15 protein-coding genes are annotated in these 14,323 nt (G+C 67.1%); 7 read left to right on the plus strand and 8 right to left on the minus strand.

All coding sequences use genetic code 11. The features are described 5' to 3' along the window. Window positions 1–146: 146 nt before the first annotated feature. Window positions 147–893: a winged helix-turn-helix domain-containing protein gene (locus tag BST44_RS12860; protein ID WP_083177502.1), complete on the plus strand. Its 747-nt coding sequence runs from the start codon at window positions 147–149 to the stop codon at window positions 891–893. 39 nt (window positions 894–932) lie between these two features. Here BST44_RS12860 and BST44_RS12865 read toward each other — a convergent pair whose 3' ends face one another. Both BST44_RS12865 and BST44_RS12870 read right to left on the minus strand, forming a co-directional pair. After that, window positions 933–1,868, minus strand: coding sequence for a lysophospholipid acyltransferase family protein (locus BST44_RS12865; protein WP_083177503.1), 936 nt, complete (start codon window positions 1,866–1,868; stop codon window positions 933–935). 106 nt (window positions 1,869–1,974) lie between these two features. Then, window positions 1,975–2,532: an MPT63 family protein gene (locus BST44_RS12870; protein WP_083177504.1), complete on the minus strand. Its 558-nt coding sequence runs from the start codon at window positions 2,530–2,532 to the stop codon at window positions 1,975–1,977. Between the two features lie 310 nt (window positions 2,533–2,842). Between BST44_RS12870 and BST44_RS30405 the strand changes: the two genes are divergently transcribed. After that, window positions 2,843–3,019: a hypothetical protein gene (locus BST44_RS30405; protein WP_167380197.1), complete on the plus strand. Its 177-nt coding sequence runs from the start codon at window positions 2,843–2,845 to the stop codon at window positions 3,017–3,019. Between the two features lie 50 nt (window positions 3,020–3,069). Further along, a complete protein-coding gene (locus BST44_RS12875) occupies window positions 3,070–3,909 on the plus strand; it encodes a glucose 1-dehydrogenase (RefSeq protein WP_083177505.1) in 840 nt (279 codons plus the stop codon). On the opposite strand, the gene BST44_RS12880 is transcribed toward BST44_RS12875, so the two are convergent. Next, window positions 3,906–4,862, minus strand: coding sequence for an esterase family protein (locus BST44_RS12880; RefSeq protein WP_083177506.1), 957 nt, complete (start codon window positions 4,860–4,862; stop codon window positions 3,906–3,908). The two genes, BST44_RS12875 and BST44_RS12880, sit on opposite strands and share 4 nt — an antisense overlap. A gap of 39 nt (window positions 4,863–4,901) precedes the next feature. Beyond that, window positions 4,902–5,324: a hypothetical protein gene (locus tag BST44_RS12885; RefSeq protein WP_083177507.1), complete on the minus strand. Its 423-nt coding sequence runs from the start codon at window positions 5,322–5,324 to the stop codon at window positions 4,902–4,904. Between the two features lie 386 nt (window positions 5,325–5,710). Here BST44_RS12885 and BST44_RS12890 point away from each other — a divergent pair, with 386 nt between their 5' ends. Continuing rightward, the gene (locus tag BST44_RS12890; protein ID WP_083177508.1) at window positions 5,711–6,415 is read left to right on the plus strand and encodes a GAF and ANTAR domain-containing protein; all 705 of its coding nucleotides are present in this window, start codon (window positions 5,711–5,713) and stop codon (window positions 6,413–6,415) included. 27 nt (window positions 6,416–6,442) lie between these two features. On the opposite strand, the gene BST44_RS12895 is transcribed toward BST44_RS12890, so the two are convergent. Continuing rightward, a complete protein-coding gene (locus BST44_RS12895; protein ID WP_083177509.1) occupies window positions 6,443–6,772 on the minus strand; it encodes a DUF2795 domain-containing protein in 330 nt (109 codons plus the stop codon). Between the two features lie 359 nt (window positions 6,773–7,131). On the opposite strand from BST44_RS12895, the gene BST44_RS12900 reads away from it, so the two are divergent. Further along, a complete protein-coding gene (locus BST44_RS12900; protein WP_083177510.1) occupies window positions 7,132–8,331 on the plus strand; it encodes an ATP-grasp domain-containing protein in 1,200 nt (399 codons plus the stop codon). Between the two features lie 37 nt (window positions 8,332–8,368). On the opposite strand, the gene BST44_RS12905 is transcribed toward BST44_RS12900, so the two are convergent. Then, window positions 8,369–9,226, minus strand: a complete 858-nt coding sequence (locus BST44_RS12905) for an alpha/beta fold hydrolase (RefSeq protein WP_083177511.1) — start codon at window positions 9,224–9,226, stop codon at window positions 8,369–8,371. Window positions 9,227–9,387: 161 nt separating this feature from the next. Here BST44_RS12905 and BST44_RS12910 point away from each other — a divergent pair, with 161 nt between their 5' ends. Beyond that, window positions 9,388–11,670: an alpha/beta hydrolase-fold protein gene (locus BST44_RS12910; protein WP_439330719.1), complete on the plus strand. Its 2,283-nt coding sequence runs from the start codon at window positions 9,388–9,390 to the stop codon at window positions 11,668–11,670. A gap of 180 nt (window positions 11,671–11,850) precedes the next feature. Here BST44_RS12910 and BST44_RS12915 read toward each other — a convergent pair whose 3' ends face one another. Further along, window positions 11,851–12,264 (minus strand): ChaB family protein, encoded by a 414-nt coding sequence (locus BST44_RS12915; RefSeq protein WP_083177513.1) that lies wholly within the window; start codon window positions 12,262–12,264, stop codon window positions 11,851–11,853. 120 nt (window positions 12,265–12,384) lie between these two features. Between BST44_RS12915 and BST44_RS12920 the strand changes: the two genes are divergently transcribed. Then, window positions 12,385–12,804, plus strand: a complete 420-nt coding sequence (locus BST44_RS12920; RefSeq protein WP_142274478.1) for a MarR family winged helix-turn-helix transcriptional regulator — start codon at window positions 12,385–12,387, stop codon at window positions 12,802–12,804. A gap of 108 nt (window positions 12,805–12,912) precedes the next feature. On the opposite strand, the gene BST44_RS12925 is transcribed toward BST44_RS12920, so the two are convergent. Continuing rightward, on the minus strand, window positions 12,913–14,310 hold the full coding sequence (locus tag BST44_RS12925; protein WP_083177515.1) for an amidase: 1,398 nt from the start codon (window positions 14,308–14,310) through the stop codon (window positions 12,913–12,915). Window positions 14,311–14,323: the final 13 nt, after the last annotated feature.

Genomic DNA, 14,323 nt, shown 5'->3' on the forward strand with positions numbered 1-14,323 from the left:
GAAAACGGACCGGGCCCATCGACTTTTCCGGATAACCGGTCCGATTGATCGCGCCGCGAACGGGTAATCAGCGGTGCGCTGCAGACATCTCCGCAGGAGGTGCCCAGCGCCGGGGGGCAAAGCAGATCCAACAAAAGTTCCGGGAGATGTCGTTGGACGTTCTACTGCTGACCGACGCGGACGACTTCGATCGCGCTCTGCCGCCCCTGACCCCGTTTGCCCGAATCATGCGCCGGGTGCCGCTGACCGATAGCGCCCGGACGACGGCCGATTCCGCCGACGTCGCCATCATCGACGCGCGCCGCGACCAGGCGGCGGCCCGGGCGGCCTGCCGCCGCCTGGCGACCGATGCCCCCGCCACCGCAGTGGTGGCCCTTGTGGCACCGGCCGACTGGGGGCTGACCGACGGCGACGGGAACATCGACGACGTCATGGCGCCCGGCACCAACACGGTCGATCTGTACGACCGGCTGCGGCGGGCAATCGTCCAGCGGCGCAGTGCGATCAACGGCAGCTTGAGATTCGGCGCCTTGCTGTTGCACCCGACCAGTTTCACCGCGTCGCTCGAGGGCGAGGACCTGGGCCTGACGCTGACGGAATTCAAACTCCTGAGTTTCCTTGTGCAGCATGCCGGTCGGCCCTTCACCCGCACCCGCCTGATGCACGAGGCGTGGGGCTACGACTGCAACGGCCGCGTCCGTTCGGTCGACGTCCACGTCCGGCGGCTCCGCGCCAAGCTCGGTCCCCGTTATCAGTCAATGGTCGACACCGTCCGCGGCGTGGGCTACATGGCGGCCACGCCACCGCACCCGGAATGGATCGTCAGCGAGTCGACGCTGACGCCGATGACGGCGAGTCCCGCCTCGTCCGACGCGGTCACGCCTGCACCATGATTCCGAAAACTGTTGCCGCACGGCGGCTTAGCGCCTAGATCAGCCGAAGAGCGGGAAGGCGCGCTTGCGCGCGAGCGCGTCCATGCCCTCCTGGATGGCGTCTTGGACCTCCCGGTACTTGCGGTCGACGTACGCCTCGTCCTCGGCGCGGGCGGGATCGTTGTCGAGCTCTACGGCAGGCATGAATCGGGTCCTGATCTTGGCCGGCAGCGGCAACTGCGGAAGCGCCGCCGGCGCGATCCCCCATGGCAGTGAGATCGCCAAGGGGAACACCTTGAGCCGCAGCAGGCGGTCCAGCTGCAGGGCTTTCGACAATTTGTCACCGCGGATCAGGACGGGCATGGCGTCGGCACCGCCAACCGTGGCGATGGGCACCACAGGCACGCCGGCCCGGATCGCCATCTTCACGAAGCCTTTTCGCCCCGCCAGGTTGGCCCGGTCACGCTCGGTCCACGGCCGCAGTGAGTCGACCTCCCCGCCGGGCCACAGCGCAACGTCGCGGCCTTCGGCCAGGGCGGTGGCGATCGCGTCCGGGGCGGCCGGCAGCACACCCATGGAACGGAAGTACCGGCCGATCACCGGAATCGCCATCAGCGCGTCGTGGGCCGTGCCGTGCAGCGGCCGTTCCTGCCCGAAGCGGCGCCACCACTGCAGGCCGACGGTCCAGGCGTCCCAGACGAACGGGGCCCCGGAGTGAATCCCCACCAGCAACGCCGGCGGCGCGGGAATGTTCTCCCAGCCGTCGATCTCCATACGAAACCAATAGTCAACCAACACATTCCACAGATACTTCTGCCGCTGAAGGGTGGTCTCGTCCTGGCCGCTGAGATCCCATTTGCCGGCCCGTTCGGCGACCCAGCCGCTCACTCCGCCACTCTGGCCGCTGCGCCGGTCCTCCATGGTCGCCCGCGCCTGCTCGGCATTCCGTCGCGCCTGCCTACGCACGTCGGCCGGCCTGTGATCTGGATTACTCATGGATGCGGTGTACCCGATTCGTGCCCGCACGATGCAGCAACCGGCCACCAAAAGCGGACCTCCCCGCGTCGCACGCGCGACGCGGGGAGGTATCCGCAAGGACCTACTAGGTGTGGGCCGGGCTGGGCGGAGCACCCGGCGCCGGGCTGGCGTTCGGCGCGCCAGGGGCCGAGCCAGCCGGCACGTTCGACGTCCAGATCAGGATGTCCTGCATCCCGTCGTTGTAGACGACACCGTTCGGGGGCGCGCCAGTCACGTCGAAGTACAGAGTTCCGGTCGACTCGCTACCCTGCGGGATCGGCGCGGGGTTGAGGCCGTTCGGGGCCCCCACCTTGTCGATGACCCGGTAGTTCTGGCCGTTGGGCCCCCGGGCGATGAAATCGTTGACCATAGGCGTCACGAGCCCGCCGTCCGACCGGGCGGTGACGTCCGCCTGGTACAGCGTTCCCTTTGGCGTGTAGCCGGGAATCGTGGCGTTGCTCGGCTGCAGGTTGCTGACCGTGTAGTCGGTGATCAGCGACCCGTCGACGAGTTTTTCGCTGGTGCCGAAGCCCTGAATATTGGGCGGCGGCGCCGCGGCAGCCGACGAAGCGGCGAAAACGCTTGCCACCGCAATACCCCCGGCAGCGGCGGCTGTCTTAATGGCCCTCTTGGTGACCTTCATTGTTCATTCCTTTCGTGTCGAACAATCGCCCCCCAGAAGGGCAATACGCACACAGGCCGCAAATAGCCATTCGTGGGCCACCCTAAACATAGGTGCCCGCCTGAATCGACTTTTTTGCTCTGCTAACTGCCGAAACGGGGTTGCTTTGCCAGGCAGCAACTTTCGCATCAGTTCTTAACATCTGTATCGATATTCACGTCCTGCACCATTCTTGCGGCCCGCCGCGCGGCGGGGCCGGCCGAGCGATTAGCGCCCCTCCTGGTGGGTAGTCGGAGCGGAACGAAGGCGACGAGGACGAAAGGGGCCGTCCGTGGAACGCGGGAGCTCTAAGCACAGTCCGCGCGAGGACGACGAACTCAAGCACGAATTGGACGGCACGCTGCGCGGCAACCGTCCCAGTCGCGCGGAGGAATGGCGGGATCCCGAGCCGCCGGCCGACGACGACCCCGACGTACCGACGGCCGGTCCGCTGCCCCGCGACTCCTAGCGGCGCGGCGCATTTCCGCGAAAACGACGCGACCACGAAAGAGGAGAAACATGGGCTTCGCGCCTCAGCAGCAGGCGGCCCCGGGTGTGCAGTCCCGGATGAACCCCGTTCCCGACTGCGGCGAAAACACCTATCGGGGCGCGGGAAAGCTCACCGGTAAACGGGCGATCATCACCGGCGGCGACAGCGGCATCGGCCGCGCGGTCGCGATCGCCTTCGCCCGCGAGGGCGCCGACGTACTGATCTCCTATCTCAACGAGGACGACGACGCCCGCGAGGTCGCCCGTTTCGTGGAAGATGCCGGGCGGAAATGCGTACTGGTCTCCGGTGACCTTTCGGATCCGGCGCACTGTCGGGCGGTCGTCGAGCGGGCCGTTCAAGAATTCGGCGGCATCGACATCCTGGTCAACAATGCCGCCTACCAGATGATGCATAAAAGCCTCGACGAAATCGGCGACGAGGAATGGGATTACACGTTCCGGCTGAACATCGGCGCATACTTTCACCTCGCCAAGGCGGCCGTGCCGCACATGAACCCGGGGTCGTCGATCATCGGCAGTTCGTCGGTCAATTCCGACACGCCCAATCCCACGCTGGCCCCCTACGCGGCGACCAAGGCCGCCATCGCCAACTTTTCGGCCAGCCTCGCTCAGCTGCTGGGCGACAAGGGCATTCGGGTGAACAGCGTGGCGCCCGGGCCGATATGGACGCCGCTGATCCCGTCCACCATGCCGCCGGAGAGCGTGGAGTCTTTCGGCGACAACACGCCGCTGGGGCGCGCGGGCCAGCCGTCCGAGCTCGCCCCCATCTATGTGCTGCTGGCCTCCGACGACGCGAGTTACATCTCGGGCGCACGGGTGGCCGTGACCGGAGGCCGGCCGGTTCTCTAGGAGGCCGAGCCTCCGCCGGCGCCCAGTGAGTTCTGCATGTCCGGCTTCATCGCCGAAAGTTGGGCGCCCCAATAGCCCCAGCTGTGCACGCCGTTCTGATCGATGTTGAACGTCGCGTTGTGACCCCCGGCGCCCTTGTAGGCGTTCTCGAATGCGACATTGCTGTTGAGCACCGTCTGCTCGATCACCTGGCCGGGCAGGCTGCCCTCGCCGATCTCCGATGGTGTGCCGTTGCCGCTGTAGATCCACAGTCGCGTGTTGTTGGCCACGAGTTTGCCGACCTGGACGGTGGGATCGTTGCGCTGCCAGCCCGGACCGCCGTCGGGCCCCCACATCTCCTGCGGCTTGAACCCGCCCTCGTTGCCCATGGCCAGCCCGATCAACATCGGCCCCTGACCGCTCGAGGGCGTGAGGTATGCCGAAAGGGAAGCCGCGTAACTGAACTGCTGCGGATGATAGGCCGCCAGGATGAGTGCCGACGATCCCGACATGGAGATACCCACGATGGCGTTACGCGTTCGACGCACGCCCTTGCTCGCGAGGTACCCGGGCAACTCGTTGGTCAGGAAGGTTTCCCATTTGTATGTTTGCGGCGGGCCGTCGTTGTTGGTGGCCGGCCCGTACCAATCGGTGTAGAAGCTCGATCGGCCGCCGACCGGCATGACCACCGATATGCCGGAGCCGGCGTACTGGTCGAACGCGTTGGTGTTGATGTCCCAGCCGCTGCGGTCGTCGCGGGCGCGCAGCCCGTCGAGCAGGTACACGGCCGGCGCTCCGCCCTTCTGAAACTCGACCGTGATGTCGTGACCCATCGACGGCGACGGCACGTGCAAGAACTCCGGTTGAGCGGCCCGTGCGGGGGCAACGCAGCCCACGACGCCCGCCAAGCCGGGCAGGGCCGCCGCCGCGACTGCGGCGACCATCACTCGACGTGCCCAGTGAATTATTGCCATCGTGGCTCACTTTCCTTGTTGCAGTATTGATTTGAGTGGCTAACCGCCGGGCCATGCCATGTCGATGTCGGCCTGGACGGCGCTTTCAGCCGTTTCGAGTGGATGCAGCAGCAGGCCGGACCAGATGCGGTCGATCGACACGCTTTCGACCGATTGGACCCCGTATCTGCGGACGTCGCGCGCGAGCTCGTCGCGACGCAGGTCCGTGGCCAACCGGCCCGGTTTGGGGTAGCCGATCCAGGCCCGCCGGCCGGCGAGCGCGGCTACGTACACGGCGGTCAGCTGATCCAAGTCCGCACGCCGCGCGGTGAAACCGATTACCGCGTCGGCGAGCTCGGGGCTTGACCCGTCCACTCCGGGAATCGTGTGGGCGTATTCCGGCGGAGCATTGATGAGCGCGACCTTGTCTCCCGCGGTTATTCCGAGCCTTCGTGCCAGCTCGCTGAACTCCGGCCACTTCATGCCATGACCTCTTCGCTTTTGCGCCAACTCACGGCCGGCAGGAGCGGCTGCCGTCGGCCTAAGGCGTTGGGCGCTGAACCGTTGCGCCGGCCGATCGCCGCCAGGACCAGCCACTCGCGGTTAGCGCTGCCGTAACAGGCTCAGCGCGAATTCGGCTGAAAGGCAACGCTTTCGGAGAGGAGGAGGGGCAGGCCGCAACGGCCCGTGATGGATGGCCGCCCTGCGGACTGAAGACGGACCTGACCTCTTCGTTATAGCAGAGCCGGCCTGCCGTGTCACTACGGCGATGGCCTCCCTGAGCCGTCCCAGCTGCGTTTTTTGGCTTGTCCGGCAGATTCGTACCGTGGTAAACAATCACTCAGTGCAACCGTTTTTAAGGACAACCGATGAACTCGTGCTATGAGCTGCTTCGGCTGGCCGAACTTGTTCGGGAGTTGCAGCAGAAAACCCCGCCCGATGGTCTGGCGACGCTCGATGGCCTCATCCTCCATGTCGCCGAAGCCGTGCCCGGGGCGCGGTATGCCGGCATCACGATTGCCGGCCGCCGATGCCTCGAGACCCCGGCCGCGACGGGCCGGTACCCGATCATGCTCGACGAGATCCAGAACCAAGCAGGTGAAGGACCCTGCGTGGGAGACGCGTGGGACCACAACACCATTCGGATCGACGACCTGGACAAGGACGGCCGGTGGCCCCGTTACCGGCGGGGAGCGCTGCAGCACACCCCGATCCGCTCGGTCCTCTCGTTCAAGCTCTTCAGGGACAGCCAGACGGCGGGCGCCCTCAACCTCTACGCCGAGCACGCCCTTGCATTCGACGATGACTCGCTGCGGGCGGGGCTGGCGGTTGCCGCCCATGCGGCCGTCGCATGGGATATTCTGCAGCGCGCCAGGCAATTTCGTGATGCCCTGGCCTCACGCGACATCATCGGCCAGGCCAAGGGAATCCTGATGGAGCGCTTCGAGATCGATTCGGTCGGCGCTTTTGATCTGCTCAAGCGTCTATCCCAGGAATCGAACACGCCCGTGGTTGAGCTGGCCGAAAAGTTGATCGACGCCGAGCATCCCCTGCGCAGGCGCCGGGGGGCCTAGGCTGGGGCGCACCGCAGACGCCGCGGCTCAGGAGCCGCGATTCTCGCCCAGCTCGTCGACGATCGGGCTCTGGACGGGGATGTCCTTCGCATTCTCGGCGAGTCCCGGTTTGGTGTGGGAGCGACGCGCGGTGGCTTTGTCGCCGTCCTGGACGTCGCGATCGTCGGCGATGGTGACCGACGCGGCGACCTGGGCGGCGTTGTTGTAGGTCTCGGGGGGAATGCCCCGCAAGGCGCGGACCGTGTCATCGTCGCAACCGTTGCGACCGGCGGCGTCGAGCAGGTCCTGCTTGTTCGCCGGAAAGTCCACATCGTTGAGGCATTGGCGCAACTGACTGGGGGTGGTGGACGCAACCATGGCTGTCGGGATGCCCGACCCGCCTGAGGATAAACGTCCGGGGCGCGGCGATTCAGCGCCAAGGGATTTCGGTCGTCAGCCCCGGCGTCGCCCTCGCCGAACGAAAAAGCCCCGTCGGGTCTCGCAGATTCCTCTCGCCGGCGGCGTCCTCTCATGTTTTTCCCGCGAGACGGCGGGTAGTACTTCGCCAGGCCGGCCGACGGGCTGTGCGGTCCTGCTGCGGCCGTCGAGGAACGGGCCCAGAGGCTTTCGTTGGCCCGGCGCCGGCGGCGCCACCGGTGACCAGGCCGCGTCGACGCATCATGCGCAGGAAGACTTGGCGACCCTTGAACCGGCGGTTGTCCCCGACGGGAGGTCCGATGTCCGGAAGTAACCGAAAGACGGTGCTGATCACCTTCGGCCGGTCATTTCTGTCACTGCACCTGGCCCGCTTGATGGACGCCGCCGGACACAATGTGCTGACCGCGGACTCGGTGCCCTTTCCGATCACGAGGTTCTCTTCGGCGGTCAACAGGACGTTCCGCACGCCCAGGCCGAGACACGAACCGGTCGAGTGGACCCGCGCCCTCGCCCGGATCACCCACGAGGAAGGCGTAGACCTCGTCGTGCCGATCCACGAGGGCACCGAGATCCTGGCCAACACGATCAAGCGATTTCCCGATCTGTTCGACGAGAGTTGCGCGTTGTTCGTTGCCGACTTCGACCTCGAGGCCAGGCTGGAGAACAAATACGAATTCCAGGCCACACTGCAGTCGCTGGGCATTCCGACCCTCGACTTCAAGTTGGTGCGCAACCAGCGGGAACTCGAGGCGTTGGATTTCGACAAGCCGTTCGCGCTCAAGCCCGTCTATTCGCGCGGCTCACAGGACATCCACAAAGTGACTCCTGGGCATCTCCCCCGTGACGTGAAGTTCAACGTGGGCAATCCGTGGATCGCGCAGGAATGGGCCGACGGCGCCCTATATTGCTCGTATTCCGTGTGCCACCACGGTCAGGTGAAGGCCCACGCCGTCTATCCGGTCCGCTACGCGATCGAGGGCACATCGGCTCTGACCTTCGAATCCGTTCGGCACGACGGCATCACCGCATGGGTGCGTGACTGCGTCAAAGCGCTCGGGATCACCGGGCAGGCCGCGTTCGATTTCATCGAGGTGCCCGGACGGGGCCTGTTTGCCCTCGAGTGCAATCCGCGGGCGACCAGCGGCATCCTGTTGTTCGATCCGCAAACCCGGGTCGACAGGGCTTTCTTCGGGGTCAACGACGACGTCATCGTCCCCGAGCCCGGCGCGCGCAAGATGCTGGAACCCGGCATGCTGATGTACGGATGGCGCGAGTCGTCCCTGCAGGGCAACACCTTCCGCGGATTCGTGCGCGACTACCTACAAACCGACGGCGTCATCTTCACCCGCCGTGATCCCGCGCCCGGCCTCGCGTTGCCCATCGCGATGGGAAACATCCTGGCCGAGGCCGCCCGCTATCGAGTCAACATCCCCGAGGCCTTCATGCATGACCACGAGTGGGACGGCGCCCCGACCGATGAGGATCGCGGTTGCGGATGACTTGCGGGCGCGTGCGATTCGCGGCGAGGCCTGACGATCAACCGCCGCGGTGCGCTCGGCAGAAACCCGTGATGCGGATGACGCTGTCTCCTGGTCCGGTGAAGATGCCGCCATGACCGGCGCCCGGGATCTGCACGAACTCGGCGGCGGGGATGAGTCGAGCCGTCTCCTCACACAGCGCCGGGGGGAAGAACAGGTCGTATTCGAACGCCAGGACCAGCGTGGGCACCTCGATCGCGCCGAGATGCTCGCGGGTCGGTTCGCCGGCCGAGATCCACTGCTGCGACGCCGTCAGCTGCCCCTTGAAGCCGTCGGGTCCCGCCCATGCGCTTTCGTAGCCCGCCGACAGCGCCTGCTGCCAACCCCGCACGGTCGCCGGATCCTGCAGCATCGGGAGGTGAAGGGTGGTCAGCAACTGCTCCACCACCAGCACCTCGCGCGGCATCTCGCCGTAGCGCTCGATCAGTGCGAGCTCCATCTCTCCGACCATCGCCCCCACCGGTGAGGGCTGAAGCCCGGCGAACAACACGAGTGCACGCACCACATCGGGCCGGTGGCGCAGCAGCATCTGCGCGGTGTAACAGCCCATCGAGTAACCGACGACCGTGGCCTGCCGCACCTGGAAATGGTCGAGGATGGCGGCGGCGTCGCCGGCCAGATCGGCCACCGAGTACGGCGCCGGCGGCGCAGAGGACGGTGCCAGCCCGCGCGCGTCGTACGCGATCACCTGGAATCCCGCGTCGACGAGCGACTGGGGAAGCCCGCAGATCTCCCATGTCAGGCTCGGCATGCCGAGGCCGCCGATGAGGAGAACGGCGGGGCCTTCGCCGAATCGTTGCACCGAAAGCTCGACGCCGGGTTCGACGGCGACGAACTCGGTGGTTCGCTCCAGCATCTGCCTCCCACAGCCTCGGCATCGACCAGCCCATGACTACCCAGACGGCCGGACGACAAACGGGAGCCACCCGCGAACACATCGATTGGAGCTTCCGGGCCCGAGTTGGATACGACGGCCGCACCCCGGGTAATGCTCCCCAAGATGAGTAGCCGAATGGGATGGCCAGCGCCTTCGTTGACGGACTGACGGAAGGGGCACCCGTGTCATTACTCGATATCGCGTTGTCGCCTCTGCGCACGGCGCTTCGCTTTGCCGGCGGCAACACCGACGAGGTGCGCGCGAACGCGCCCGAATCGGGCCTGGTCGTCGAGAACGGGATGCCGGAGGGCGTGCCGCCCGCTGCCCTGCGACCGGAACCGCGGTTGCCCGCGCCGGCCGGCTGGCCGTTCGGCGAGGATTTCCCACGCACCTGCGGGACCGGCCGGCTGGCCCACGGCGCATTCTTTTGGACCGACTTCGTCTATGACGACCACGGCGCGGCCGGCACCAGAGTCAAATTGCCCGAGGGGCGGGTCGTTCCCCCCAAGGGGACATACATCTACCCGGATGGGCCTGCCGCCGGCAACGGCGCCGACATCTTTCGCGTCGCGATCGGGCTCACCGAAAGCGACACCTGGTGGCGGATCGACTGGAACACGTTGATCGATCCCTCGATACCGCTCGGTTTGTTCGCCTTCGACACCGGGCGCGAAAGCGCCGCCTGCAGGCAGTGGCCCGCCGGGGCCGGCCTTCGGTCCACGGGGATCGACTTGGCACTGCTCCTCGGTGGCGCGGGGGCGAAGCTGATGGACCTGTCGGCGCAGACCGCGATCCCGGTCCCCCACACGGTCGACATGCAAGCGCGGTCATTCCTGGCGCGGATACCGCGCGCGCTCATCGAGCCGACGGGAACCTGGACGGTGCGCATGGTGGCCGGTCTCGCGAACGGGTCAGGTGACGGATTCGCCGACGTTCCGCGTGAGCGCGGGGCGCAGTCCGGGCAACCCAACGTCTACAACGTCGCCTTCCGCAGGTGTGACCAGGAGGCCGCGTACCACAACTTCTTCTCGGAACGGGCGCAGGCGGCGGCGCTGGCAGATGGCGACATCTCGCAGTTCTCGGTCAACGTGTCCTGGCACGACCTTGCCTCTGGCATGACCACCGACGAGCCGGTTGTGCCCGGCACGTCGACGCGGTGGTACGTCTCCTCGATCGAATTGGGCCAGGGACTGGCTCAGACCGGTTTACTCGCCACCGAACCGCAGTTCCTCGGCCGGGTGCAACCGTATTCGGTGTGCCTGCCCAAGTCGTTCGCGCCCGGGAAATCGCTGCCCCTGACGCTCTTGCTGCACTCGATCGCGATGGGCCAGAACCAGTTCGCCGCGGTCAATCACCGCCTGCTCGACCAGATGTGCGACAAGCGAGACGCGGTGATCGCGAGTCCGCTCGGGCGCGGCCCGGCATGTTGGTACTTCGACGAGGGCGAGCTCGACGTGTGGGAGGTCTGGGCTCGTGTCGCCGAACAGCTCGGCACCGACCCGAACCGCACGGTGGTCGTGGGTTATTCGATGGGGGGCTACGCGGCTTATCGGCTGGGACTGACGTATCCCGCAGTCTTCTCGCAGGCCGTCATCCTGGCCGGTTCCCCGACGTGCGGCATCCGGTTGCTGCCCGGCGTCGCCGTGCCCGCTGACGTGGACCCCGATTCGCACTGCGCACGCGAGGGCGAAACCTGGCCGCTGTTGCGCAACGCCCGGTGGCTTCCACTCGTGATCGCCCATGGTCTGCTCGACGAATTCGTGCCGTTCTTCGCCGTCGCGCAGCAGCTGCTCAAGCTTCATCGGCTCGGCTACCGCTACCACTTCACCCTCTACCCCTTCGAAGACCACGTGGCCATGGCGGTGCAGGGCAAATTCGCGGACTCGGTCGCCCACATGTCGACCCAACCGCGCAAAGCCGATCCCGGCCACATCAGCTTCAGTTGGTATCCCCAGCTCGAGCGAGCGGACCTAGGCCTTGGGCCACAACGGAATTGGTGGATTTCGGGACTGGCCGCCACTCCGGAAACCGCGTCGCGCCGGGGCGCTGTCGCCACCGTGGAGGCACGCTCGCTGGCACGCCCCGACGCTCCGCACCGGGTACGGAGACGCGGCGGATTAGTGCTGAGCTTCCGACCCATGCCGGGCACATACGCTGAGCAGACGTGGCAGCCGGGGCGGGCGCCCGGGGCCCGGCCGCACCTGACACTCGAGCTCACTGGGGTCGCGAGGCTGACCGTCGACATCGCTCGCGCCGGACTTGCCGCGCTGCCCCGTTCCACGATCACCATCACCACCGACGGCGCCGCCGAGGTGACGCTGGAAGGGCTGCCGCCCGCTATGGAGGTGCGCTGCGACGGCCAACGAGCCGGGCGAACCTTCACCGTCCCCGACGGCCGGCATCACGTCCGTTTGAGGGGATGACAACGCATGCCCCGGCACGAACGGCGTTCGCGCTCAAGAGGATTGGGGGTTCCGCGCGTCCCCCGTCGCGCCGGCGGCACGACGCACTTGCCGACGGTCCGCAGGCGCGGATCGACTTGGGCTGCTCACGGCGCCGCACGAACCGATCACGACGGGCTGAGAAGCTCCGCCGAGGCGCGATCACCTGTTCCGGACGCGGCGATTGTGCTTCTTGATCGCGTCGACCAGCTCCGCCTTATTCATCGTGGACCGGCCCCGGACGTCGAGCCGTCGGGCGACGTCAAGCAAGTGCTTCTTGCTCGCGTTCGCGTCCACACCCTCGGCGGTGGGCCCGGACGCTCGCGGACCGCCGCTCTTGGCGCGCTGGTCCGACGGGCCCTTCTGTTCCTTGGGCTCCCAATGGTCGCCGACCTTCTCGAAACTGTGCTTGAGGGCGGAATACGCCACCCGGTGGGCGCGTTCTTCGCTGCCGTATTCGTCCGCGGCCGAATCGTGCGTCTTCGCAAACGTGCGTTGCGCCTTGGCGTTGGAACGTCGCAAAGTGCTGGGCAACTCGTCCTTCTTCGGCTTGCCGCTTTTCGTCGTCTTGGGCATGGAAACCTCCTGATCGCGACCGACGTACTACCGCGGGCGGTTACCCCTTTGCCGGGCCGGCAATCAGGGTTTGCCCCCGAAGTCGCGCCCGGACGGCCGGAATATGTCAATATGATTGACATGGTTCAGGCCGAAGACGCCCCATTGGGTTACCTGCTCTACCGGGTGGCCAGCCTGCTGCGGCCGGAGGTTTCCGCCGTGTTGGGTCCGCTCGGCCTCACGCTGCCCGAATTCGTGTGCCTGCGGATGCTTTCCATGCTCCCGGGAATGTCGAGCGCCGAACTGTCCCGGCAGGCGGGCGTCACACCGCAGGCGATGAACACGGTGCTGCGCAAGCTGGAAGACATTGGCGCCGTGGCACGTCCGACATCGGTGTCCAGCGGGCGCGCACTGCCCGCCACCCTGACCGGTCAGGGCCGCGCCCTGCTGAAGCGGGCCGAGGGCGCGGTGCGGACCGCCGATGCCCGCATCCTGGCCAAGCTGACCGATACCCAGCAGCGCGATTTCAAGCGGATGCTCGACAAGCTGGGGTCCGACTGACGCCGCGGCGATCGCGAGCGCGGCGAAGCCGGGCGAAGCGGGTCGCCGCCATCGACACGCGGCGATCGCGAGCGCGGCGAAGCCGGGCGAAGCGGGTCGCCGACCAGTTCAGACGGTGTGGATCCGGGCCCATGGCCGGGCCTCTTCGAGCTCGTAGGCCAGCTCGAGCAGCAGCGCCTCCTGGCCGAGGTCGGCGGAGAGCATCATGCCCACCGGCATGCCTTCCGCGGACTGCGCCAACGGAAGCGAAATGGCCGGCTCGCCGGTGACGTTCTGCAGCGGGGTGAACGAGACCCAATCGATCAGCCGATCGAGCACCTGCCGGTAGTCGGTGGGAGCCAGATACCCGATGCGTGGAGTCTCGTCGGAGACGGTCGGGGTGAGCACCGCGTCGTAGGTGCCGAAGAACCGCGCGGTGCGCCTGCGTATCCGGCGCAACCGCGTGATGGCCAACGGCAGCCGGTGGATGTTGCGCGCCGTGTGCCGTTCGAGTCCGAGCGTCAGGCTGTCCAGCCGGGCTCGGTCGAACGTCTTGCCGAACATGTGCCGGCCGCCGCGCACCTGGGCCAGGGCGAGGAAGCCCCAATACAAGACGAAATCGTCGACGAAGCTGGCCGGCACCGGGGGCTCCTCGACGTGTTCGACGCGGTGTCCCAGCTCTTCCAGCAGCCCCGCCGATTTGAGCGTCAGCTCCCGCACCTGCGGACTGCTGTCCCGCTGGACCGAGCGGGTCACCACCGCGATCCGCAACCGTTGTCTGCCGGGACCGGTGACGTCGCCGATGGGCGCCAGCTTGTGATTCCGCCAGATCCGCTCGGCCTCCCGGTAGAACGCCGCGGTGTCGCGCACCGAACGGGTCAGCACACCGTTGGCGACGATGCCCACCGGCATCCGGCGCAGTGTCGGGTCCAGCGGCAACCGCCCGCGCGACGGCTTGAGCCCGACCAGCCCGTTGCAGGCGGCCGGGATGCGGATGGAGCCGCCGCCGTCGTTCGCGTGGGCGATCGGCACCACGCCGGCGGCGACGAACGCACCCGAGCCCGACGACGAGGCGCCCGCGGTGTAGTCGGTGTTCCACGGGTTGCGCACCGGCCCCAGCCGTGGGTGTTCGGCGGACGGGCTGAACCCGAATTCCGAGAGCTGCGTCTTACCGATCGACGTCAGGCCGGTGGCCAGGTACACCCGCGCGAACTCGCTGTCGGCGGGCGCGTCGAACGGCGTCCACGCGTCGCTGCCGTGCATTGACGGTTGGCCCGCGACGTCGACGTTGTCCTTGACGAACGTCGGGACGCCGTCGAAGAAGCCGGTTGCCGCGGCGGCGGTGCGGGCCTGCTGGAAGGCCGCGTACGCGAGGCCGTTCAGGACCGGATCGACGGCTTCGGTACGGGCGATCGCCGCCTCGATGACCTCCGCGCGGCTGACCCAGCCGGCCTGTATCGCGTGGGCGAGGCCGACCGCATCCAGGTCACCGAGGGCGTCGTCGCCGAACGCATGCACGTGTCGCATGTATCGACGCTAG

The organism is Mycobacterium scrofulaceum (genome assembly GCF_002086735.1).
Taxonomy (GTDB): Bacteria; Actinomycetota; Actinomycetes; order Mycobacteriales; family Mycobacteriaceae; genus Mycobacterium; species Mycobacterium scrofulaceum.

What these genes read in the sequence shown, in the direction of transcription:
- BST44_RS12915 (WP_083177513.1), bottom strand. Translation starts at nt 12,264, where the DNA reads ATGCCCAAGACGACGAAAAGCGGCAAGCCGAAGAAGGACGAGTTGCCC.
- BST44_RS12920 (WP_142274478.1), top strand. Translation starts at nt 12,385, where the DNA reads ATGGTTCAGGCCGAAGACGCCCCATTGGGTTACCTGCTCTACCGGGTG.
- BST44_RS12890 (WP_083177508.1), top strand. Translation starts at nt 5,711, where the DNA reads ATGAACTCGTGCTATGAGCTGCTTCGGCTGGCCGAACTTGTTCGGGAG.
- BST44_RS12895 (WP_083177509.1), bottom strand. Translation starts at nt 6,772, where the DNA reads ATGGTTGCGTCCACCACCCCCAGTCAGTTGCGCCAATGCCTCAACGAT.
- BST44_RS12875 (WP_083177505.1), top strand. Translation starts at nt 3,070, where the DNA reads ATGGGCTTCGCGCCTCAGCAGCAGGCGGCCCCGGGTGTGCAGTCCCGG.
- BST44_RS12860 (WP_083177502.1), top strand. Translation starts at nt 147, where the DNA reads ATGTCGTTGGACGTTCTACTGCTGACCGACGCGGACGACTTCGATCGC.
- BST44_RS12885 (WP_083177507.1), bottom strand. Translation starts at nt 5,324, where the DNA reads ATGAAGTGGCCGGAGTTCAGCGAGCTGGCACGAAGGCTCGGAATAACC.
- BST44_RS12880 (WP_083177506.1), bottom strand. Translation starts at nt 4,862, where the DNA reads ATGGCAATAATTCACTGGGCACGTCGAGTGATGGTCGCCGCAGTCGCG.
- BST44_RS12925 (WP_083177515.1), bottom strand. Translation starts at nt 14,310, where the DNA reads ATGCGACACGTGCATGCGTTCGGCGACGACGCCCTCGGTGACCTGGAT.
- BST44_RS12910 (WP_439330719.1), top strand. Translation starts at nt 9,388, where the DNA reads ATGGCCAGCGCCTTCGTTGACGGACTGACGGAAGGGGCACCCGTGTCA.
- BST44_RS12900 (WP_083177510.1), top strand. Translation starts at nt 7,132, where the DNA reads ATGTCCGGAAGTAACCGAAAGACGGTGCTGATCACCTTCGGCCGGTCA.
- BST44_RS12865 (WP_083177503.1), bottom strand. Translation starts at nt 1,868, where the DNA reads ATGAGTAATCCAGATCACAGGCCGGCCGACGTGCGTAGGCAGGCGCGA.
- BST44_RS12870 (WP_083177504.1), bottom strand. Translation starts at nt 2,532, where the DNA reads ATGAAGGTCACCAAGAGGGCCATTAAGACAGCCGCCGCTGCCGGGGGT.
- BST44_RS12905 (WP_083177511.1), bottom strand. Translation starts at nt 9,226, where the DNA reads ATGCTGGAGCGAACCACCGAGTTCGTCGCCGTCGAACCCGGCGTCGAG.